22 protein-coding genes are annotated in these 19,253 nt (G+C 69.1%); 8 read left to right on the top strand and 14 right to left on the bottom strand.

Annotated features, from left to right (window positions below; genetic code table 11):
- Positions 1-5: 5 nt before the first annotated feature.
- Together AC07NX_RS02075 and AC07NX_RS02070 are read right to left on the bottom strand one after the other, a co-directional pair.
- Positions 6-947 (bottom strand): electron transfer flavoprotein subunit alpha/FixB family protein, encoded by a 942-nt coding sequence (locus tag AC07NX_RS02075; protein ID WP_494638686.1) that lies wholly within the window; start codon positions 945-947, stop codon positions 6-8.
- Positions 947-1,693, bottom strand: coding sequence for an electron transfer flavoprotein subunit beta/FixA family protein (locus tag AC07NX_RS02070; protein WP_494638685.1), 747 nt, complete (start codon positions 1,691-1,693; stop codon positions 947-949). The genes AC07NX_RS02075 and AC07NX_RS02070 overlap by 1 nt, the downstream gene beginning before the upstream one ends.
- A gap of 283 nt (positions 1,694-1,976) precedes the next feature.
- On the opposite strand from AC07NX_RS02070, the gene AC07NX_RS02065 reads away from it, so the two are divergent.
- Together AC07NX_RS02065 and AC07NX_RS02060 are read left to right on the top strand one after the other, a co-directional pair.
- Positions 1,977-3,074, top strand: coding sequence for a hypothetical protein (locus tag AC07NX_RS02065; protein WP_494638683.1), 1,098 nt, complete (start codon positions 1,977-1,979; stop codon positions 3,072-3,074).
- Between the two features lie 63 nt (positions 3,075-3,137).
- Positions 3,138-3,407 (top strand): hypothetical protein, encoded by a 270-nt coding sequence (locus AC07NX_RS02060; protein WP_494638682.1) that lies wholly within the window; start codon positions 3,138-3,140, stop codon positions 3,405-3,407.
- A 182-nt stretch (positions 3,408-3,589) separates the two neighbouring features.
- On the opposite strand, the gene AC07NX_RS02055 is transcribed toward AC07NX_RS02060, so the two are convergent.
- Both AC07NX_RS02055 and AC07NX_RS02050 read right to left on the bottom strand, forming a co-directional pair.
- Positions 3,590-4,168 carry a cob(I)yrinic acid a,c-diamide adenosyltransferase gene (locus tag AC07NX_RS02055; RefSeq protein ID WP_494638681.1) on the bottom strand — a complete coding sequence of 193 codons (579 nt, stop codon included), beginning with the start codon at positions 4,166-4,168 and terminating at the stop codon, positions 3,590-3,592.
- A gap of 225 nt (positions 4,169-4,393) precedes the next feature.
- Positions 4,394-4,591 (bottom strand): twin transmembrane helix small protein, encoded by a 198-nt coding sequence (locus AC07NX_RS02050; RefSeq protein ID WP_019848867.1) that lies wholly within the window; start codon positions 4,589-4,591, stop codon positions 4,394-4,396.
- Positions 4,592-4,927: 336 nt separating this feature from the next.
- Here AC07NX_RS02050 and AC07NX_RS02045 point away from each other — a divergent pair, with 336 nt between their 5' ends.
- The 3 genes from AC07NX_RS02045 (at position 4,928) to AC07NX_RS02035 (ending at position 6,507) form a co-directional block, all read left to right on the top strand.
- Entirely contained in the window at positions 4,928-5,155 is a 228-nt protein-coding gene (locus AC07NX_RS02045; protein ID WP_019848868.1) for a CC0731 family SpdR-regulated protein, read from the top strand.
- Positions 5,152-5,799 carry a TetR/AcrR family transcriptional regulator gene (locus AC07NX_RS02040; RefSeq protein WP_494638679.1) on the top strand — a complete coding sequence of 216 codons (648 nt, stop codon included), beginning with the start codon at positions 5,152-5,154 and terminating at the stop codon, positions 5,797-5,799. Before AC07NX_RS02045 ends, AC07NX_RS02040 begins: the two co-directional genes overlap by 4 nt.
- An 84-nt stretch (positions 5,800-5,883) precedes the next feature.
- Entirely contained in the window at positions 5,884-6,507 is a 624-nt protein-coding gene (locus tag AC07NX_RS02035) for a TetR/AcrR family transcriptional regulator (RefSeq protein ID WP_494638678.1), read from the top strand.
- On the opposite strand, the gene AC07NX_RS02030 is transcribed toward AC07NX_RS02035, so the two are convergent.
- The 3 genes from AC07NX_RS02030 to AC07NX_RS02020 form a co-directional block, all read right to left on the bottom strand.
- Positions 6,482-6,673 (bottom strand): hypothetical protein, encoded by a 192-nt coding sequence (locus AC07NX_RS02030; RefSeq protein WP_494638677.1) that lies wholly within the window; start codon positions 6,671-6,673, stop codon positions 6,482-6,484. The genes AC07NX_RS02035 and AC07NX_RS02030 overlap by 26 nt on opposite strands.
- Positions 6,674-6,758: 85 nt before the next feature.
- Positions 6,759-8,393, bottom strand: a complete 1,635-nt coding sequence (locus AC07NX_RS02025) for a serine hydrolase (RefSeq protein WP_494638675.1) — start codon at positions 8,391-8,393, stop codon at positions 6,759-6,761.
- A gap of 346 nt (positions 8,394-8,739) precedes the next feature.
- Positions 8,740-9,315: an SH3 domain-containing protein gene (locus AC07NX_RS02020; protein ID WP_494638674.1), complete on the bottom strand. Its 576-nt coding sequence runs from the start codon at positions 9,313-9,315 to the stop codon at positions 8,740-8,742.
- Between the two features lie 278 nt (positions 9,316-9,593).
- Here AC07NX_RS02020 and AC07NX_RS02015 point away from each other — a divergent pair, with 278 nt between their 5' ends.
- Positions 9,594-11,012, top strand: a complete 1,419-nt coding sequence (locus AC07NX_RS02015; RefSeq protein ID WP_494638672.1) for a hypothetical protein — start codon at positions 9,594-9,596, stop codon at positions 11,010-11,012.
- Between the two features lie 273 nt (positions 11,013-11,285).
- On the opposite strand, the gene AC07NX_RS02010 is transcribed toward AC07NX_RS02015, so the two are convergent.
- The 3 genes from AC07NX_RS02010 to AC07NX_RS02000 all read right to left on the bottom strand — a co-directional run bounded on the left by AC07NX_RS02010 (position 11,286) and on the right by AC07NX_RS02000 (position 14,652).
- Positions 11,286-11,858, bottom strand: a complete 573-nt coding sequence (locus AC07NX_RS02010; protein WP_494638671.1) for a hypothetical protein — start codon at positions 11,856-11,858, stop codon at positions 11,286-11,288.
- 188 nt (positions 11,859-12,046) lie between these two features.
- Positions 12,047-13,783, bottom strand: a complete 1,737-nt coding sequence (locus AC07NX_RS02005; protein WP_494638669.1) for a ubiquitin-activating E1 FCCH domain-containing protein — start codon at positions 13,781-13,783, stop codon at positions 12,047-12,049.
- 230 nt (positions 13,784-14,013) lie between these two features.
- Positions 14,014-14,652 (bottom strand): glutathione S-transferase family protein, encoded by a 639-nt coding sequence (locus AC07NX_RS02000; protein ID WP_494638667.1) that lies wholly within the window; start codon positions 14,650-14,652, stop codon positions 14,014-14,016.
- Between the two features lie 103 nt (positions 14,653-14,755).
- Here AC07NX_RS02000 and AC07NX_RS01995 point away from each other — a divergent pair, with 103 nt between their 5' ends.
- The gene (locus tag AC07NX_RS01995) at positions 14,756-16,450 is read left to right on the top strand and encodes an acyl-CoA dehydrogenase family protein (protein ID WP_494638665.1); all 1,695 of its coding nucleotides are present in this window, start codon (positions 14,756-14,758) and stop codon (positions 16,448-16,450) included.
- A gap of 47 nt (positions 16,451-16,497) precedes the next feature.
- Complete coding sequence (locus AC07NX_RS01990; RefSeq protein ID WP_494638663.1) at positions 16,498-16,863, top strand: hypothetical protein; 366 nt, start codon at positions 16,498-16,500, stop codon at positions 16,861-16,863.
- Between the two features lie 197 nt (positions 16,864-17,060).
- On the opposite strand, the gene AC07NX_RS01985 is transcribed toward AC07NX_RS01990, so the two are convergent.
- The 4 genes from AC07NX_RS01985 to AC07NX_RS01970 all read right to left on the bottom strand — a co-directional run bounded on the left by AC07NX_RS01985 (position 17,061) and on the right by AC07NX_RS01970 (position 19,214).
- Positions 17,061-17,561 (bottom strand): CPBP family glutamic-type intramembrane protease, encoded by a 501-nt coding sequence (locus AC07NX_RS01985; protein ID WP_494638661.1) that lies wholly within the window; start codon positions 17,559-17,561, stop codon positions 17,061-17,063.
- A 200-nt stretch (positions 17,562-17,761) separates the two neighbouring features.
- Positions 17,762-18,178 carry an arsenate reductase (glutaredoxin) gene (gene arsC, locus AC07NX_RS01980; protein ID WP_494638659.1) on the bottom strand — a complete coding sequence of 139 codons (417 nt, stop codon included), beginning with the start codon at positions 18,176-18,178 and terminating at the stop codon, positions 17,762-17,764.
- Complete coding sequence (locus tag AC07NX_RS01975; protein ID WP_494638657.1) at positions 18,175-18,849, bottom strand: MIP/aquaporin family protein; 675 nt, start codon at positions 18,847-18,849, stop codon at positions 18,175-18,177. Before AC07NX_RS01975 ends, arsC begins: the two co-directional genes overlap by 4 nt.
- On the bottom strand, positions 18,846-19,214 hold the full coding sequence (locus tag AC07NX_RS01970; RefSeq protein WP_494638655.1) for an ArsR/SmtB family transcription factor: 369 nt from the start codon (positions 19,212-19,214) through the stop codon (positions 18,846-18,848). Before AC07NX_RS01970 ends, AC07NX_RS01975 begins: the two co-directional genes overlap by 4 nt.
- Positions 19,215-19,253: the final 39 nt, after the last annotated feature.

Raw genomic sequence — 19,253 nt, 5'->3', positions numbered from 1 at the left:
TCTTCTTACTTCCCGGCCGCCGTCAGGGCGGCCATCAGGTCCGGCACGGCGGACTTGTAGTCGGCCACCAGGCCGTAGTCGGCGATCTGGAAGATCGGGGCGTCGGCGTCCTTGTTGATCGCGACGATGATCTTGCTGTCCTTCATGCCGGCCAGGTGCTGGATGGCGCCCGAGATGCCGATGGCGATGTACAGCGACGGGGCGACCACCTTGCCGGTCTGGCCGACCTGGTAGTCGTTGGGCGCGTAGCCGGCGTCGACCGCGGCGCGCGAGGCGCCGACGGCGGCGCCCAGCTTGTCGGCCAGGGGCTCGATCACCTTCTGGAACTCCTCGGCCGAGCCCATGGCGCGGCCGCCCGAGACGACGATCTTGGCCGCGGCCAGTTCCGGACGGTCCGACTTGACCATCTCCTCGCTGACGAAGCGGGTCTTGGCCGCCTCGGCGCCGCCGACGGTCTCGACCGGAGCCGAGCCGCCATCGCCGGCCGCCGCGAAGGCGGTCGGGCGCACGGTGATCACCTTCTTGGCGTCCGAGGTCTGGACGGTCTCCAGCGCGTTGCCGGCGTAGATCGGGCGCGTGAAGGTGTCGGCCGAGACGACCTCGACGATGTCGCTGATCGGGGCGACGTCCAGCTTGGCGGCGACGCGCGGGGCGAAGTTCTTGCCGCCCGAGGTGGCCGGCACCAGGATGGCGTCATAGCCGCCGGCCACGGCCAGCACCGCGTCGGCCTCGGCCTCGGCGATCCCGTGGCCCAGGGCCGGGCTCTCGGAGACCAGCACCTTGCGGACGCCGGCGATCTTGGCGGCCTCGGCGGCGACGCCGGCCACGCCCTGGCCGAGGACCAGGATGTCGACCTCGCCCGACAGCTTCAGGGCGGCGGTGACGGTCTTGTGGGTGCCATCGCGCAGGTGCGCGTTGTCGTTATCGGCGACGACGAGAACGGCCATTACAGCACCCCCGCGGTTTTGAGCTTGGAGACGAGGTCGGTCGCGGACTCGAGCTTGACGCCGGCCGAGCGCTTGGCCGGTTCGGCGACCTTGACGACCTTGAGGCGCGGGGCGACGTCGACGCCGTAGTCGGCGACGGTCTTGCTGGCGATCTCTTTCTTCTTGGCCTTCATGATGTTGGGCAAGGACGCGTAGCGCGGCTCGTTCAGGCGCAGGTCGGCGGTGACGATGGCCGGCAGGTCGACGTCCAGGGTCTGCAGGCCCCCGTCGACTTCGCGGGTGACCTTGGCGGTCGCGCCCGACACCTCGATCGCCGAGGCGTAGGTGGCCTGCGGCCAGCCCAGCAGGGCCGACAGCATCTGGCCCACGGCGTTGTTGTCGCCGTCGATGGCCTGCTTGCCCATCAGCACCAGTTGAGGCGCTTCTTCAGCGACCACGGCGGCCAGCAGCTTGGCCACGGCCAGCGGCTCGGGATCGGCGTCGGTGGTGATCAGGATCCCGCGGTCGCCACCCATGGCCAGGGCCGTGCGGATGGTTTCCTGCGCCTGCTGCGGGCCGATCGAGACGATCACGACTTCCGTCGCGACGCCCTTTTCCTTGAGGCGGACGGCTTCCTCGACCGCGATCTCGCAGAAGGGGTTCATCGACATCTTGACGTTCGCCAGGTCGACGCCGGTCTGATCGGGCTTCACCCGGACCTTCACATTGTAATCGATAACCCGTTTGACCGGGACCAGAACCTTCATCGGTCTACGCCGCCTCCTGGCTAGTTTTTCCTGCCTGCGCCGACGGCATTACCGCGTCCACCCAGGTTTGCAAGTTTCCCCTGACGTAAGCGTAATGTGTTATCGCAGGAGCGTTCAAACGAACGTAGGATACTTCCGACCCTGCGTCTGCTGCGCTGCACACTTAAGTTGCGCGCCGTAAACGCCTAAAAGTTGTCCTTCGGCGATTGGTTCCACTAGAGTCGCCGAGAATATCGGGGCTTCCACTATGTTTCGTTTCTTGTCGCCAAGGGGCTTGGCCCGCATGGCGTTGGTCGTGCTTTTGGTCGCGGTCGGCGTGACCGCGTGCGGCCCGCGAACCCTGCGCACCTGGGTGGCGCCCGAAAGCTACTCGACCTACGTCACCTTGGATCTCGCCACGCCGGGTGGTCCGCTGGAACGCCAGACGCAGCGCTACCGCTGCAAGATCCTGGACGCCAGCGACTCCCTGATTCCGACCATCGAGCTTGCGCAGGAGGGCAGCCCGTTCTGGCGCCGAGGCGCTGACGGGTCGATCATGATCGTCGGCGACCTTCGTCCCTGCCGATGGGCGGACCGGCCGAAACGGGGGCTGAAAGGGCCGCTTAGCCCGCCGCCGGTGCGGGGGCCTGACAACATGTTCTTCGGCGACACCTATGTCTTCGACAGTGCAACGGCGCCGACCAAGGTCGATGTGCTGGTCACCGACAAGTTGTTCGACCCTGCCTACGGCCGCATCCAGAACGCCTCGTTCGCCATCAGGCGACAGAAGCGGTCCGACAGCTTGAAAAGGGGCTTTCCGGGACTAACCGCCCTGGCGGCGGAGACGCCGCCGGTCAACGTCGTCAGCGCCCTGGAGCCCGGCCTGTTCAGCGGCGTGGCGGCCAAGGCCTACAGGCTTTCGGGCGGGCCTGCCGGCGTGGACTGCGGCGATGAACCCCAAATCCTGACCGTTCCGAACAAGTGCCTGGTCTGGGAAGAGTGCACGCCGGCGCTGCAAACGGCCTGCAGGACCTATCTCGGCAGCATGAAGGTGACCTTCGACGGCCGCTTCGCGCGAGGGGAGGTGAGACCCGAAACCGTGGATCGCCTGTATTCGATGTCGCTCTACAGGTCGTCCCTGATCGCAGGTGCGTCGCCGCCAACGAAGCCCAGCTATCGAAGGGACGGTTCTACAACCTGGGCGCCGGAGATCTGCTACGCGGACCTTTGCACCGTCGATCTCGAGCCTGCCTATTTCTACGACCCCAAGGCGGGCCTGCTCATCGAGGTCGGCCGGTTCAGCACCTCGTTCCACGACGGCTTCTCCAAGCGGGAGTACGGCTTCGCACTGATGAGCGAGGCGACGGCCTATCGCAAGCGGACCAAGGAGGAGTCCGACTGACCGCCGCGGCTCTGACGCACAAGCCTCTGGCCAGCCGCGCGGCGGGCCAGTATGAGGCGGCGCATGAAGAGCAACATCTCCCGCTTGCAGAAGACCTTCCTCGCCGTGTTCCTCGGCGCGACCCTCAGCGTCTTCTGCTACCACTACTTCTATGTGTGGCCCAAGCAGCGCTGCCTGGCGCGCGGCGCCGGCTTCCTGTGGGCGGAGAAGTGGATGAAGTGCGGCACGGTCTATTCGATCGAGACCCTGACCCGCCGGCCGCTCAACGTGCCGCCGATCAACACCGATCCGAAGAAGATGGACGGCCCGTCGGCGAGCCGGCCGGCCAAGTAGGGGCGGCGCCCTTTCCCGGCCTGAAAAGTTGTCATCCCGGACAAGCTCGGCCAAGCCGAGCGCCGATCCGGGACCGCCGGAAGCTCTGAGCTCACGCCCCGGTCCCGGATCGTCGCGCTGCGCGCTCGTCCGGGATGACAACCGGTTTTAACCAGAGGCGACAACCTCCCGCGGGAGGCCGCCTACCGCGTCGCGCCCGGCTTCCACAGCACGTCGGCCGCGCCGTCGTCATTAGCCCGGCGGGCGGCGACGAACAGCAGGTCCGACAGGCGGTTGAGGTAGCGCAGGGCCGGTTCGCCGACGATCTCGCCCTCGACGCCCATCAGGTCCACCAGCCGGCGCTCGGCCCGCCGGCAGACCGTGCGGGCCACGTGCAGCGCCGCCGAGGCCGGGCTGCCGGCCGGCAGGACGAACGAGGTCAGGGGCGAGAGCCGCGCGTTGATCGCGTCGATCTCGCGCTCCAGCCGCTCGACCTGGCTGTCGACCACCCGCAACGGCTCCCAGTCGGGCTTTTCGTTCTGCTCGGGGGTGGCCAGGTCGGCGCCCAGGTCGAACAGGTCGTTCTGGATGCGCTCGAGCAGGGCGTCGAGTTCGGCGTCGTCCTTCGTGTGCTGGCGGGCCACGCCGATGAAGGCGTTGGTCTCGTCGACCGCGCCATAGGCCTCGACCCGCAGGCTGGCCTTGCTGACCGGCTGGCCGGTCGAGAGCCGCGTCAGGCCCTTGTCGCCGGTGCGGGTGTAGATGCGGTTCAGCGTCACCATCGATCAGGTCTCCCCAGGGTGTCGGATGACAACTTGTCCCAGGACAAGTTGTCCTATCGCTATTGGTGCGCCGCCCCGCTCTACTCGCCTTACCGGAGCGTCTCCCCCCTAGCCGCTCCGAGACTTAGGCGTTCAGTAGCTTATGCGTTCAGAAGCTTAGGCGCGACGGCCGTTCCCCCCGCAAGCCGAACGGTCGTCGCGTTTCAGAAGGGGTTTCCAAAGCGTTCAGTGGGTGCGCCACCAGAAGGCGGCGACCAGCACCAGCACGGCCAGGAACTGCAGCGCCACGCGAAGGCGCATCAGCTTGTTGGAATAGGAACGCCCGAAATCGCCGCCCCGGAACAGGGCGTAGATGCCAAGGCAAAGCGTGATCAGAACCGCGCCCAGCGCGATCGGGACCAGGAAATCGAACAGGTGGCTCATGGCCGCCAAGCCTAGGCGCTCGCCCCAGGCTTGGCCAGAGCGGCCGCCTCAATTCCGCTACGGGTCCGACTCAGAGTCGGTGGTCGGGTTCCATATCGCAATTCAACGACCCTGTTCGTTGAGCGCATTTGTCGCAGTGACCAGCTGCTAACGATACCATACTGCTGATAAACGTTGCTGTTCATCGATTTTGGTCCGGTTTGTGGGTTGCGCGCCCTTGCAGCACGGGATAAACGCGCCACCTTCCAATTCAAGTGCGCGTTCGTTGAACATGATCAACTCCTCACCGCAGGTCATGTCAGCGCCCTTTTCAGCGGGGAGGCAGGAGAAACCAGAATGGCCCGGAGCGCTCGCATCGCCGCCGCCGACTTCTCCGCGTCCGAGCGCGAAGACGCCATGGCTGAAGTCCGCCAACTGATCACCGACCTGCGCGACGCGGCGCAGGACGGGCGCGCCCTGGCGCGCCGCTACGCCGACGTCCTGACCAGCGTCGTCGACGAATATTGCCTCGAATTCGAGAAGCGCGCCGAAGCCGCGCTTGCTCGCCTGGAGACCGTGGAATGAGCTTTGTATCCCTGAACATCGAGTCGCCGACCGACGCGCCCGTCAAGCTGACGCGCCGGGCCCTGGCCAAGCAGCGCACCCGCGAGCGCGTCCTGTCGGCCGCCCGCCGCCTGTTCACCGAGCGCGGCTACGAAGGCGCGACCATCCGCGACATCGCCCAGGCCGCCGGCATGTCGACGGGCGCGGTGTTCGCCAGCTTCTCGGACAAGAGCGAGCTGTTCGACGAGATCCTGACCGCCGACTACGAAGTCATCTACGCCCAGATGAAGCAGGCCAGCGTCAACGCCGCCACGGTCGAGGAGGGCGTGATCGGCATGTTCGCCGTCGCCTACGGCTTCCACGTCGAGCAGCTGCCGCTGCTGCAGGCCAGCATCGCGGTGTCGTGGACGCGCTCCGAAACCGCCGAGCGCCGCAATCGTGGTCACCTCAAGCACATCTTCGCCCTGCTGAACGGCGTTCTGACCCGCGGCGTCGAGCGCGGTGAACTGAAAACCGACGCGGACGTTAAGCTGCTCGCCGAGATCATCTGGGACGTGTATGTCGCCAACTATCGCCGGGCGATTTTCGACGCCTGGTCGGTCGAGGCACTGCTGTCGCGACTTTCGGATCAACTGAAAGTCATTCTGGCGGGCGCGCGCGCATAAGATCACGGCCGGGGGCGACGCTCTTTGCCGGAGCGGCCGTCCCCGGAACAATAAAAGCGACGCGGACATCCGGGGGGAGGGTGCGTGGGGGTTAGAGACGAACAGAAGCAGGCGACGCGCGAAAAAGTGCTCGAGGCGGCGCGCGACCTGTTCAACGAGACGGGCTACGAAGAGACCACCATCCGGGCGATCGCCGAACGGGCGGGCGTCTCGGTCGGCAGCGTGTTCACCACCTTCGCCTCCAAGGCGGAGGTGCTCAGCCATGTCATGGACAAGCGCCTGGGCGAGCTCTACGCCGAGTTCGACCGGGTCGTGCCGTTCCTGCGCGGCTCGACGGCGGATCGGCTGTGCTCGATCTTCGCCATCCACTACGAGTTCGAGACCCGGCGGGTGAAGCTGTTCCTGGCCCACATCGCCGCCTCCTACAGCCCCCGCCAGGACCCCGGCGTGACGCCGTACGGCCGCAACGAGCGCCTGACCCAGATGCTGCGCGAGGTGCTGGAGGAGGGGATCGCCCGCGGCGACGTCCGCGCGGACCTGGACCCGCAGCTGGCCATCGACGTGCTCAAGGCCGCCTACGCCTGGAACTACCGCCTGGCCGCCTGCCGCCAGGCCCCGGCGACGGAGCTTTCGGCGATGATGGACCAGCAGATCCAGTTCATCGCCCAGGGGTGGCGGGCGCCTAGCCCAAGGCGCGCAGAAGGCTAGCCGCCGCCTGCTGGAAGGGCTTGAGCAGGGCCGCGACGCCGGTGGTCGTCCTGAAGACGTAGATCATCACCGCGGTCAGGGTGAGGACCAGCGCGTTCTCCACGGCCGCGCCGCCGGTCTCGGTCCTGGCGAAGGCGCGAAGGCGGCGACGACGGCTGGGCGGCATGGCGTGTGCTCTTTCGGGACTGACGCCGCGCAACCTGCAATTGTCGGGCTGATGGAGAAGGCGCCCTCTCCCCTCCGGGAGAGGGTTAGATCTTCACCAACCTCAAATCCTGATAGTCGTACGAGAAATCCGCCAGCGGCGAGACCGCGCGCAGGGTGGCGCCGGTCACCGCGCCGTCCTTGACGGTGAACACCACGAAGGCGTCCTCCTGCGCGCGGTCGTCGAAGCGGGTCTTGAAGGTGTCGCCGTCGAAGGTCTCCAGGGCGCCCTTCAGGGCCGGGGTCTTGTCGAAGGCGATCTTCAGGGCCGCCTTCTTGCCCCCTTTGCCCTTGCCTGGGCCAGCGACGGACACCGTCACCGTGCCGTACCAGGGATCACGGTAGGTCCCGGCATAGGCGGCCAGCGGCAGGGTCGGGGCCGCCCCGCCATTTGGGCCGCCGCCCTTGGGGGTCATGGCTTCGGCCGCGTCCTTGACCAGCTTGGCGTCGGCCTCGGCCTGGACCGTCTTGCTGGAGGCGATCCAGTCGAAGTCGCTGCGGCCCTGCAGCCGGTCGGGACCGCCATAGCGGAGGGCGCGGAAGACCGGCGCCTCCTCGGCGTTGGTCATCACCATGATCCCCGACTTCCGGCCCGGCAGCAGGCCGGTATAGGAGATGAAGCCGGCCAGGCCGCCGGTGTGCCAGACGATCCGCTCGCCGCGATGGTCGTTGACGAACCAGCCCAGCGCATAGGCCTGCAGGCTGGCGCGCACGGGGTTGTCGGCGGTCGGGCCGTCGGACCAGGCGGTGATGGTCTGGGGCTTCCACATCTCGCGGCCCGAGGCCTCGGTCCACAGCTTCACCCCGCCCGGCGCGGTTCCCAGGCCCAGCTGGACCTGCATCCACTTGCCGATGTCGCGCGGGCTGGCGTTCAGGCCGCCGGCGGCGCCGGCCGAGTCGAAGCTGCCGTCGAACGGCAGCACGGTCTGTGGCCCCAGGCCGCGCACCGGCGGCCCCATCCGCGCATGCGGCTCGGCCCGCGGCCGGTTCCCGATCAGCGACGGCAGGGGCACGCTGTCGGTCATCTTCAGCGGGTCCAGGATCCGCTTCTGGATGAACACCTCCCACGGCGCGCCGGTCAGGGCGGCGATCACCTCGCCGGCCGCGACGTACAGCACGTTGTCATAGGCGTAGCCGCCCCGGAACTGGCCGCCGATCGGCAGGTACTTCAGACCCGCCACGATCTCGGCCCGCGTATGGGTCGGGTCGGGCCAGATCATCAGGTCGCCGGCCCCCAGGGTCAGCCCCGAGCGGTGGCAGAGGAGATCGCGCACGGTCATCAGCCTGGTGACGATCGGGTCGCTCATCTCGAAGGTCGGCAGATACTTCGTGACCGGGTCGTCCCAGGCCAGCCGGCCCTCCTCGACCAGCATGGCCAGGGCCGCGGCGGTGAAGGCCTTGGTGTTGGACGCCACGCCGAACAGGGTGGAGTCGGTGACCCTGTCGGTCCCGCCCAGGCGGCGCACGCCATAGCCCTTGGCCAGGGTGATCTCGCCGTCCTCGACGACGGTGATCCCCAGGCCCGGCTCGTCGGGGAAGGCGGCCATCACCGCCTGGGCGAACTGGTCGACGGCGGCGCCCGCCGTGCCCGTCCGCCTCGCGAAGGCCGGCCTGGCCAGGGCCGCGGCCCCCACGGTGGCGAAGGCCGACAGCAGGGCGGCGCGGCGGGTCGTGGCGATCATGGAGGCGTCCCGGTGATAGTCAGGGGCGCACTGAAGCCTAGCCGTCGGGGGAGGGCAAGGCGCGAAAACCCTCTCCCGGAGGGGAGAGGGAGGGGCCCGCGACCGAAGGGCGTGGGAGGGTGAGGGGTGACGCCCTCACAAGTTTCTCTGAGCGCCGTGCCGGCACGCCGGCCAGCGCCTTCACCCCTCACCCTCCCAAGCTGCGCCTGGGCCCCTCCCTCTCCCCTCCGGGAGAGGGTTCTTTTTTCCGCGACGCTCCAGACAGCAACAAGCCCGCCTGCGGGGGAGCGCGGGCGGGCTTGGCTTGGGGACAGGCCCGTGGGCCCGTCCCCGTCTACGTCGAGCCTTAGGCCCGGTAGACGTAGGCGCTGGAGACGTAGCCGACGCCGACGCCGTCCTGGCCGACCAGGATCCACTTGCCGTCGCCGGTGCGGCCCAGGGCCTGGAAGGTCTCGCCGGCCCGGACCGAGCCGATGGCCTCGCCGCGGGTGCTGGCGGCGGCCCGCAGGTTCAGGTTCGAGCGGGCGACGTACTTGCCCTTGATCTTGGTCATCGGGGCGGCCTCGACCGCGCTGGCCACACGGATGCCGTTGCTGGTGTAGACCCCGCCGGCGTTGTTGGCCGCGCGGCTCTTCTGCATCTGGCAGCCGGCGTAGGAGCCCGCGCCCGCGCCGACCACGGCGCCGATGGCGGTGCCCGTGCCGCGGTCGTTCTTGGCCAGCTTGTTGCCGGCGACGGCGCCCAGGACGCCGCCGAGCACGGCGCCGACTTCCTGCTTGCCGCCCGAGGCGTCGCAGCCGACGACCCCGCCCAGCTTCTGCGACATGGCGCTGGCGGCGGTGGGCGCCGCGACCATGGTCAGGGCGGTGGCGGCCATGGCCAGGCTCAGCGAAATGGTCTTGGTGGCGGTCATGATGGTCATGGTCTTCTTAGTCCTTCGTCCCTTGATGTCTGCGGCGCCGTCGGCCCCGTGAGACGCACCATGCCAAGGCGAAGCTGAACGGCGCCGTCAGGGCGAATGACAGATTTCGTTCATGTGAAGATTTCTTTCCGTTTTCGTCGCCCAGTTCGCCGTCCAGTCGCGCCATCCGGGCATCTGGCGGCATTTCTATTGACGATTGTAGATTCCTGGCGACTACTACCCTCGCGCGCGTCCGATGCGGGCGCCGTCGGGTTGGGGACGAAGGGGCTGGGACCAACATGCGCGACATCGGTCTGATGGCGGCGGCCGCGATGGCGGTCCTGGCCGTGGGAGCCTGCGACGGGGCCAAGACGGCGGACGGCGGCAAGGACGCGGCCCCGGCGGCGGTCGCCACGGTGACGCCCGTGCCCCTGCCGGTCGGGCCGAATTTCCCGGTTCCGGCCGCCACGATCAACGGCTGGATCGCCAACAACGACGACGCCGCCATCCGGGGCCACGCCTGGAGGCTGTGGCAGGCCATGACCGCCCCGTCGGGCCAGTCCGTCAACAACCAGCCGCTGCCGATCTGGGACACCTGGGCCGACGCCTCGACCGTCTTCCCCCAGCCCCAGGCCCAGCCCCAGGCCCAGGACGCGTCGCTCAAGGCGGCGGCCAGGCCGAGCACGGATCGCAAGTTCCAGTCGCCGGCCCAGTTCCGTCACACCAGGGACGCGCGGCTGCGGGCGCTGGCGACGGCGGTCCACGCCAACTTCCCGGTGGCGGTCGACGTCAGGTTCGACCCGCAGGCGGCCGGCTTCATCGGCGCCCCGCAGCCCGGGCCCGGCGGCGGGACCTATTCCTACGCCAGCGGCGCCAGCCTGACCAAGCTGAACGCCGCCTGGCCGGCCGGAACCACGCCCCAGGACCGCGGCATCAACGAGTTCCCGGTCCAGGCCATCGAGACCAAGCCGGTGTTCGGCCTGGTCAAGGCCAGCGGCCTGACCGTCCAGCCCCTGTGGCAGGGGCCGTCGGCCTCGACCAAGGCCGCCAATCCCACGCCCGACACCTGGACGACCTGCGTGCTGGTCCAGCCGGGCGCGACCGGGGCGGTCCGCCCCGCGACGACCTCCGAGATCAGCAGCGTCGCCGCCAGCGTCCAGGCCCAGAGCCTGGCCTGCAAGACCTATCTGTGGGCGCCGCTGAGCACCTTCTACGCCGACCGGATGAACGCCGCCGAGGCCCAGAGCTTCAACGCGGCCACCGGCGGCGGTTCGGTCCAGGCCGCGGCGGGCGACTACAGCGTGCTGCTGGCCATGCACGTCAACACCAAGGAAATCCCGTTCTGGACCTGGCAGACCTTCTGGTGGCAGCCGGGCGGCGACACGCCCAACAACTTCCCGGGCAGCAAGCAGGGCCAGCCGGCCGGCCTGGGCGCGCCGTGGAACAACTACGCCGCCTGCACCGCCTACGCCCAGACGACCACCTCGGGCGGCTCGACCATGACGGTCTGCTTCAACCCCTATCTGGAGACCTCGCCGGGCATCCCGGCCGGGATCACCTCCAACTGCGTCAGCTGCCACGGCGTGGCGCTGATCGGCCCGAACGCGACCTACCCGGCCGACTACAAGAAGCCGATCGCCTTCTTCACCGACCCCAACTACTTCACCACCCTGACCACCCACACCGACTTCTCGTGGGCCGTGGCCGACGCGCCGTGAGGTTTGGCCTCTCCCGGACGGGAGAGGGCGCCGCTCATGGGAAAAGAGATTGTCATCCCGGACGAGCGCGTAGCGCGAAGATCCGGGACCGGGGCCTGAACGCCTGCGCTTGCGGCGGTCCCGGATCCGCGCCCGGCTTCGCCGAGCTTGTCCGGGATGACAGCTTTCGGGCGGCCAATCCCATGGGCGATGGCCCCGCCCCAAAGGGAGAGGCCGCAAGGAAAAAGCCCCCTCCGGCGGAGGGGGCTTCGTCGTCTCTATAGACCCGAAAGCCTAGCCGGCGGTCCCCACCGGCGCGGCCGCCGCGGCCGGCGCGGCCGTGGCCGGCGCGGCGACCGGGGTCACCGGGGCGCCCGGCAGCTCCACCGAGGCGTCGCTGTCGGTGAAGATGGTCATGCGCTGGCCCGGTTTGATCTCGACGTCCTTGCCGTGCTTGATCAGGCCCAGCGGGCCGAACAGCACGGTCAGGGTGATCGTGGTGCCATAGCGGGCGTCGCCCTCGGCGCCCTTCTGGCCGCGCAGCTTGATCTTGGTGTCGCCGGCCTTGAGATAGTCGAAGCGGACGTTCAGTTCGCCCGGCTTGCCCATCATGCCCTTCTTCTTGGCGTGGGTGACTTCCCCCGCGCCCTTCAGGCCGGCCGGCAGCTTCGTGCCGTCGGCCAGGACGATGTCGTCGGCCAGGCTGATCGAGAAGCGGTCGCCCTCATGGCTGGTGTCCGACGACAGCTTGTCGTCGACGCTGATCACCACCTCGGTGCCTTCCGGCACCTTGACGGTCTGGGCGTGAACGGTCGTCGCGGCCATGGCGAACAGCGCCGCGACGGCGGCTTTATAAAACAGTTTCAAAGGTATCTCCCCCGCGGGCCCCATCCCGCGCGTCCACCTAAGCCGATATCGTCAAGCTTGTGAAGCGCGCGTGAGCACGCGGCTGTGCGTAACTCTGGGGCGAGGGAGGCGGCGACGGCCCGGCCGCCGGGCCGGACCGCGCCATGCAAGGTTCCGCCGCGCCCCGGCTGGCGCGCGGCGGAAAGGATCTAGAGGTTCAGGGTGATCTGCTTGTTGGCTCCCGACAGGCCGCCGGTTCCGCCGACGCCCGCCGCGAGATTACCGGACAGGTCGTTGAGGGCGACGATCAGATAGTCCGACTTATCGAACCGCTGCGCCACGCCGCCGCTGGTGTAGGCGCCGAAGCCCGAGCCGTCCACGCCCAGCGAGACGTGGTCCTTGTCGATCAGCGTCGCCACATAGACGTTGCCGTTCAGATTGGTCATGCCCCCAACGCCCGTGATCTTTACATCCTGGCCGTTGATGAACCCGTGGTTGGGGATCGTGACCACCACGGGATTGGCCTGGGTGGCGCCGGTGATCGCCGGCGTCGAGCCGCTCGCCTGGTCGGGCCAGAAGAACACACCGTAGCGCTGGGTCGGCGCCAGGGCGTTCGACCTGGGATCCAGGCACGAGACCGAAAGCGCGCCCGAGCCGAGATTGCCCGTCGTCCCGGTGTTGTTGGTCAGGGTGACGGTGACCTGGTCGGCGGCCGTCACCGCCGCGGTCAAGGTCCATCCCGCCGCGAGGCTGCTGAGGTTGGCCGTGACGCGGATCCAGGCCGGCGTAACGCCCGGGACGCTGACCACGGTCGAGGTCGAGGCGCCGCTCGCCACCGCGGGCGGGTCCCACGTCCCGCTGAAGTCGCGACGACCGTAATGGTCGTTATAGGCGTGCAGGTTGACGACCTTCACGTGCTTGACGCCCGGCTCGATCGAGACGCCGTCATAGGTGTTGGCCGTCGCGAAGCCGTTGCCATAGGCGTAGCCGCCATTGACCGTGATGCGGGCGTCCGGATTGGGGCCGGCGATCCGCATGCCGTCCTTCCAGTTGCCGATCAAATGCGTGTTGGTGAAGTCCAGCTGGTAGACGTCGGGGCCGATATAGAAGCCGAAGCCCGCGCCGGCGTTGGCGCCGCCGCCCCAGCAGCCGACGAAGGACATCTGCTGGGCGCTTTGCAGATACCAGCCATGGTCCCGGCAGGTGTCGCCCAGAACGTTGGTGAAGAAGCATTGGGCCGGACGCTCGACCAGCCCGACGGGGTTGGGCGAGATGCCCAGCAGGTTGCGGATGTGGACGCCGCGCAGGCAGCCGGCGAAGTTGCAGTCCCAGACGTGCAGCGCGGTGACGCCCGTGTCGACCATCAGGCCGGTCGCCGAGGTGTCGATGCTGGACGCGGTCTTGACGTTGGAGACGTAGTTGTCGCCGCAGTGGTAGAAGTACAGGCCGTTGTTGGTGAAGGCGGCCAGCTCCAGGTCGTTGATCGTGTGCAGGAAGCTGTCCATCGGGACGGCCTGGTTGAACTTGCCGTTGACCTGCACGCACGTGAGGCAGGAAATGATGGTCAGCCTTTCCACCTCGATGGCGGTGGTGCCGAAATCCAGCCAGACGGCGCGATTGAAGTTGTCCAGCTGCATGTCGGTGATGCTGCCGCGATAGACGCTGGCGCCGGCGCCCGACCAATGGACGCCGTTGATCGCGGTCGAGCCGTAGATGCGGGTGTTGCTCCGGCCCGAGCCCCGCAGATAGACGGCGTTGTCCTGCACGGTCAGTTCGGCGGTGATCTTGTAGTCGCCCGGCGGGAAGAGGACTTCGCCGCCGCCGTTGGCGGCCGCGGCGTTGATCGCCGACTGGATATAGGTTTGCAGCGCCAGGTCATTGGTCCGGTCGGCGATTGCGGCGTGCAGTTCTGACGGAATATAGTCGAGAACATTTACGTTAGGCATCGTGATATCTCCGAATATGAATATTGAAATTTGAAATTCACTCCACCTTCCCGGTATTGGCGGGCAATGGAGAGCTATGCGTATGTTTGACCGACGGCTCCGTTGCCGCCGATCTGAAGAATGCGCCTTCGCTACGCCAATATCGGACGCAGGGAGGTCTATATGTTCGTGTTTTGTTCCAAGCGGGCGCGGGGGCGGGGGCGAACCTCGCGCCGCGGCGGACGGGGCGCCTACTCCCCCAGCTTGTACGGCCCGCTCTTCTCCAGCGCCGCCTGCCAGGCCGGCCGGGCGTGCATCCGCCCGATCCAGGCTTCCAGGTTCGGATAGTCGGCCAGCTTGCCGTGGGCCTTGGCGACCTCGGCCACGAAGCTCATCTGGATATCGGCGCCGGTCAGGCCCTCGCCGACGAAGAAGTCGCGACCGGCCAGGGCGGCGTCGACATAGGCCAGGTGGTTGGCGATCTCGCTCTCGATGCGCGGGTGCAGCGGCGCGCCGGCCGCGCCCAGGAAGCCGACATACATCCGCAGCAGCATCGGCAGCATGGCCGAGCCCTCGGCATAGTGCAGCCACTGCTGGTAGGCGTCGTAGTCTGGGCTGGCCGGGTCGGGCGCCAGCCGGCCGCCGGCGTGGCGGCGGATGACGTAGTCGGTGATCGCCCCGCTCTCGATGATCGTCGCCACCCCATCGGCCCGCAGGTCGGTCAGCACCGGCGACTTGCCCAGCGGATGGACCTGCAGCAGGGCCGGCGGCCCCAGGCGGGTCTGGGGATCGCGCTCGTAGAAGCGGATCTCGTAAGGCAGGCCCAGCTCCTCCAGCAGCCAGAGGATCCGCTGCGAGCGCGACTCGTTGAGGTGGTGGACGACCAGCATGTTTCCTCCGGTGGGCCCGATTATGCTGCACTGCGGCGTTGCTCGCAGCTGCGAAAGGCTCCACAGTGAAAGAAAACAACTGTTTGGCGCACGGGAGCAAGCCATGACGGGTTCGGCCACCCAGGAATCCCCTCAGTCCCTGATCCTGCCCGGCCTGACGGTCCTGCTGCGCGAGGCGGCCGGCGCGGCCCAGCTGTTCGTGGCCGAGGCCAGGCCGGCGGTGAAGGCGGCGATCGCCGGGCCGGACGGCAGGATCGACCGCGCCCTGGCCGACGAGCACCAGCACCAGGTCCACGGCTACGGCTGGTACGCCGCCTATGCCGAGCTGATGAACCAGGTGGCCGGCTGGGCCGAGCGGCTGGAGGCCGAGGGTCGGTTCGGCGAGGTCGAGGCCCTGCTGGCCCAGCTGCTGTTCTCCGAATACGCCGCCCAGCTGATCGGCGGCGTGCCGATGAACCAGGGCGAGATCGTCCGCCCCGCCCACCTGGTCACCGACCGCTCGGTGATGAACCGCCTGTTCTCGAACGGGATCATGAAGCTGGTGGTCGAGGGCGGAACCCAGGCGGTGAAGACCCGCCTCGCCCGGCGCCTGGCCGAGGCCCGAGGCCGGCCGACCCTGGAGCACACCGGCCTCGACGAGACCTTCGAGATGATCCGCGACCAGTTCCACGCCTTCGCCGAGGAAAAGGTCACCCCCTTCGCCCACGACTGGCACCTGAAGGACCAGCTGATCCCGATCGAGCTGGTCGAGGAGCTGGGCGCCCTGGGCGTGTTCGGCCTGACCATCCCCGAGGACTACGGCGGCAGCGGCCTGGGCAAGACCGCCATGTGCGTGGTGTCGGAGGAGCTGTCGCGGGCCTGGATCGGCGTCGGCTCGCTGGCCACCCGCTCGGAGATCGCCGGCGAGCTGATCCTGACCGGCGGGACCGAGGCGCAGAAGCAACACTGGCTGCCGAGGATCGCCGACGCCTCGATCCTGCCGACCGCGGTGTTCACCGAGCCCAACACCGGCTCGGACCTGGGCAGCTTGCGCACCCGGGCCGAGCTGAACAGCGACCAGTACCGGGTGACCGGCGCCAAGACCTGGATCACCCACGCCGCCCGCGCCGACGTCATGACCCTGCTGGTCCGCACCGACCCGGCCACCACCGACTATCGCGGCCTGTCGATGCTGCTGGCCGAGAAGCCGCGCGGCGCCCCGGGCGACGACTTCCCCGCCCCGGGCATGAGCGGCGGCGAGATCGGGGTGATCGGCTATCGCGGCATGAAGGAATACGAGCTGGGCTTCGACGGCTTTTCCGTGCCGGCCGCCAACCTGCTGGGCGGCGTGCCGGGCCAGGGCTTCAAGCAGCTGATGGCCACCTTCGAGAGCGCCCGTATCCAGACCGCGGCCCGCGCCGTCGGCGTGGCCCAGGCGGCGCTGGAGACCGGCCTCGGCTACGCCCTGGACCGCCAGCAGTTCGGCCAGGCGATCTTCGAGTTCCCGCGCGTCCACAACAAGCTGGCCATGATGGCCGCCGAGATCATGGGCGTGCGCCAGCTGACCTATTACGCCGCCCGCCAGAAGGACGAGGGCAAGCGCTGTGACCTGGAGGCCGGCATGGCCAAGCTGATCGCCGCCCGCGTCGCCTGGGCCGCCGCCGACAACGCCTTGCAGATCCACGGCGGCAACGGCTTCGCCATGGAATACGCCGCCAGCCGCCTGCTGGCCGACGCGCGGATCCTGAACATCTTCGAGGGCGCGGGCGAGATCCAGGCCCAGGTCATCGCCCGGCGGCTGCTGGAGGAGGGGAACTAGGGGGCTGGCCTTGGCGCTCGCCGCCGGCTCCCCACCTTGGAGGCATGATGGTCGCTCTTCGCTTTTCCGCTTCCGCCCTGGCCGCCGCCGTCGCCCTCGCCGTCGCTTTGGGGGACCTGGCGTCGGCCGAGGTCGCGGCCCCCGCCGCCGCGCCCAGGCTGGCCCTGGCGCCGGCCAGGCCTCTGGACCTGGCCGCGCCCGGCCTGCCGGTGCTGTATTCGCGCGCGCCGACGCCGCTGCCGCCTGGCGTGGCGCGGACCTCGGTCGAGGGCAAGGTCGCCGGCGACGCCCTGTTGGGCGCCGGCCTGCTGTGCGGCCTCAAGCCCAACGCCGACGACAGCGGCGCCGGCCGGGCGCGCGGCTACGACCCCGACGGCAAGTTCCTCGGCGCCAAGCTGGCGTTCAGCTTCTAGGGATGGGCGCGATGAGGTCGCCGAATAGGGTAGCGATTTCAGAGGCATGATTTCGTTGTCATCCCGGAAGCCTCGCAGAGGCTGTCCGGGACCCAGGGGCCGGCGCACGACGGTGGCCCTGGGTCCCGGGTCTGCGGTCCGCTGCGCGGCCCTTCGCCCGGGATGACAACGATAGAAGGCCGTCGAGGCCGACCCGTCTACAGCCGCACCCCGCCCAGCCAGGTCTGCCAGACCACCACGAAGCCGCCGTGCAGGATCACCGCCGGCCACAGCGAGCCGGTGCGCCAGCGCATCACCGCGCAGCCCAGGCCGAGGATCGCGGTGCAGGCCAGGAAGTCCGGGCGCAGGAACATCGCCGCCCGGGGCAGGAAGGTCAGGGCCTCCAGCGGATGCCAGGCGACGTACAGCGCGGTCGAGAGCGCGATGGCCGGCCAGGGCCGGGCGTCCTCGTCGCGGCCGGGGACCAGCAAGCCGCGAAACGGGATCTCCTCGCCCAGGGCCGGCACGAACAGCACGGTCAGCAGCCGCAGCGGCAGGCCCGGGACCGCCGGGGTCACGGCGTAGAGGCCGGTCGAGAAGCCGATGGCGGCCATCAGGGCGCCGGTGATCGCGGCGACCCCGCCGCACAGCGCCCAGCCGCGGGCGTCGGGCAGGGCGGTCAGGGATCGGCGCAGGCGGCGGAGCGGGGTCGGGCGCATGCCCCCACCCTAGGGCTGAACTGGAAATACAGAAGCGCTTGTCATCCCGGACAAGCCCGGCGACCGCCGGGCGCCGATCCGGGACCGCCGCAAGCGCCGCGTTCACGCGCCGGTCCCGGATCTTCGCGCTGCGCGCTCGTCCGGGATGACAACGCTATTGGCGGTCTTGTCGTGCTCGCGGCTTCCGGACCTGGACGCCCCTAACCCAGCACCACCACCTCGCCGTCCTCCTTGGTGAAGCTGGCGGGCTTGCGGTCCAGCAGGTCGAGGACCCTTTCGGACGGCCGGCACAGGGCCACGCCCTTGGGCGTGACCACCAGCGGCCGGTTGACCAGGATCGGGTGGGCGACCATGGCCTCGATCAGGCGGTCCTCGCTGACGCCGTCGTCCAGCAGGCCCAGCTCGGCGGCGGGCGTTCCCTTCTCGCGCAGCAGGTCCCGCATGCTCAGGCCCGCCCGGCCGGCCAGGTCGCGCAGCTGGTCGGCCGTCCAGCCGGCCTTCAGATAGTCCACGACCGTCGGCGCATAGCCGGCGGCCTGGACCATGGCCACCACGTTGCGCGAGGTGCCGCAGGCGGGGTTGTGGAAGATCGTCACGGGGAAGTCGGCGTCGGTCATGGGGCCTGCTCGTCTTTCAGGAGCCAGCCGAAGACCGCCGCCGCGACCAGCGCGCCGGCCGTCTGGGCCAGGATGAAGGCCGGAACGCCCGAGGGGGCGATGCCGGCGAAGGTGTCGCTGAGGCTGCGGGCGATGGTCACGGCCGGATTGGCGAACGACGTCGAGGCCGTGAACCAGTAGGCGGCGGTGATGTAGAGGCCCACCGCCACGGCGGTGAAGTCCGGACGGAACCGCACGGTTCCCAGGATGGTCGCCAGCAGGCCGAAGGTGGCGACGAACTCGGCGAAGGCCTGGGCGGCGCCGAGGCGCGGCTTGGTCGAGACCTGCCAGATCGCCTCGCCGAACATGGCGTGGGCGCACCAGACGCCGAGGATCGCGCCGGCCAACTGGGCCGGCGGATAGGCCAGGGCCGCGCGCCAGGGCAGGTCGCGCCGCAGCGCCGCCACCAGGGTCACGGCCGGGTTGAAGTGGGCGCCCGAGACCGGGCCGAACACCGTGACCAGCACGACCAGGGCCGCCCCGGTGGCCAGGGTGTTGCCCAGCAGGGCCAGGGCGACATTGCCGCTGGCCAGGCGCTGGCCCATGATTCCGGAGCCGACCACCACGGCCAGCAGCAGGCCCGAACCCAGCGCCTCGGCGGCCAGGCGGCGCGACAGGGAGAAGGCGGTCATGACGCGCGCGGCGGCGGACAGGCCGGGCCGCAGCCGGCGGCCCTGGCGGCGATGTCGCCCAGCGGCGCGCAGATCTCCGGCGCGCCGTCGCAGCAGTCCGCCATCAGGAAGCCGAGCAGGGCGCTCATGGCCGCGAAGTCGGCCGAATAGAGGATCGAGCGCCCTTCGCGGCGCGAGGTGATCAGGCCGGCGTGCGACAGCACGTTGAGATTGGCCGACAGGGTGTTGGGCAGGCTGTCCAGCCGGCGCGCGATCTCTCCGGCCGCGACGCCGCCCGGACCGGCCTTCACCAGCAGGCGAAAGATCGCCAGGCGCCCCTCGTGGCCGAGGGCGGACAGGCTGGCGACGGCGTCCTTCGATTCCATATTTCCAATATGATGGAAATATGAGACGGATCAATGACG

Source organism: Caulobacter sp. GW821-FHT09A05 (genome assembly GCF_059418465.1).
The sequence above is the reverse complement of the archived record's forward strand: the minus strand, read 5'-3'. Positions and strand labels throughout refer to the sequence as shown.

What these genes read in the sequence shown, in the direction of transcription:
- AC07NX_RS02020 (WP_494638674.1), bottom strand. Translation starts at nt 9,315, where the DNA reads ATGACCATCATGACCGCCACCAAGACCATTTCGCTGAGCCTGGCCATG.
- AC07NX_RS01970 (WP_494638655.1), bottom strand. Translation starts at nt 19,214, where the DNA reads ATGGAATCGAAGGACGCCGTCGCCAGCCTGTCCGCCCTCGGCCACGAG.
- AC07NX_RS02050 (WP_019848867.1), bottom strand. Translation starts at nt 4,591, where the DNA reads ATGAGCCACCTGTTCGATTTCCTGGTCCCGATCGCGCTGGGCGCGGTT.
- AC07NX_RS01990 (WP_494638663.1), top strand. Translation starts at nt 16,498, where the DNA reads ATGGTCGCTCTTCGCTTTTCCGCTTCCGCCCTGGCCGCCGCCGTCGCC.
- AC07NX_RS02040 (WP_494638679.1), top strand. Translation starts at nt 5,152, where the DNA reads ATGAGCTTTGTATCCCTGAACATCGAGTCGCCGACCGACGCGCCCGTC.
- AC07NX_RS01975 (WP_494638657.1), bottom strand. Translation starts at nt 18,849, where the DNA reads ATGACCGCCTTCTCCCTGTCGCGCCGCCTGGCCGCCGAGGCGCTGGGT.
- AC07NX_RS02045 (WP_019848868.1), top strand. Translation starts at nt 4,928, where the DNA reads ATGGCCCGGAGCGCTCGCATCGCCGCCGCCGACTTCTCCGCGTCCGAG.
- AC07NX_RS02065 (WP_494638683.1), top strand. Translation starts at nt 1,977, where the DNA reads ATGGCGTTGGTCGTGCTTTTGGTCGCGGTCGGCGTGACCGCGTGCGGC.
- AC07NX_RS01985 (WP_494638661.1), bottom strand. Translation starts at nt 17,561, where the DNA reads ATGCGCCCGACCCCGCTCCGCCGCCTGCGCCGATCCCTGACCGCCCTG.
- arsC (WP_494638659.1), bottom strand. Translation starts at nt 18,178, where the DNA reads ATGACCGACGCCGACTTCCCCGTGACGATCTTCCACAACCCCGCCTGC.
- AC07NX_RS02030 (WP_494638677.1), bottom strand. Translation starts at nt 6,673, where the DNA reads ATGCCGCCCAGCCGTCGTCGCCGCCTTCGCGCCTTCGCCAGGACCGAG.
- AC07NX_RS02070 (WP_494638685.1), bottom strand. Translation starts at nt 1,693, where the DNA reads ATGAAGGTTCTGGTCCCGGTCAAACGGGTTATCGATTACAATGTGAAG.
- AC07NX_RS02025 (WP_494638675.1), bottom strand. Translation starts at nt 8,393, where the DNA reads ATGATCGCCACGACCCGCCGCGCCGCCCTGCTGTCGGCCTTCGCCACC.
- AC07NX_RS02055 (WP_494638681.1), bottom strand. Translation starts at nt 4,168, where the DNA reads ATGGTGACGCTGAACCGCATCTACACCCGCACCGGCGACAAGGGCCTG.
- AC07NX_RS02000 (WP_494638667.1), bottom strand. Translation starts at nt 14,652, where the DNA reads ATGCTGGTCGTCCACCACCTCAACGAGTCGCGCTCGCAGCGGATCCTC.
- AC07NX_RS02015 (WP_494638672.1), top strand. Translation starts at nt 9,594, where the DNA reads ATGCGCGACATCGGTCTGATGGCGGCGGCCGCGATGGCGGTCCTGGCC.
- AC07NX_RS01995 (WP_494638665.1), top strand. Translation starts at nt 14,756, where the DNA reads ATGACGGGTTCGGCCACCCAGGAATCCCCTCAGTCCCTGATCCTGCCC.
- AC07NX_RS02060 (WP_494638682.1), top strand. Translation starts at nt 3,138, where the DNA reads ATGAAGAGCAACATCTCCCGCTTGCAGAAGACCTTCCTCGCCGTGTTC.
- AC07NX_RS02005 (WP_494638669.1), bottom strand. Translation starts at nt 13,783, where the DNA reads ATGCCTAACGTAAATGTTCTCGACTATATTCCGTCAGAACTGCACGCC.
- AC07NX_RS02075 (WP_494638686.1), bottom strand. Translation starts at nt 947, where the DNA reads ATGGCCGTTCTCGTCGTCGCCGATAACGACAACGCGCACCTGCGCGAT.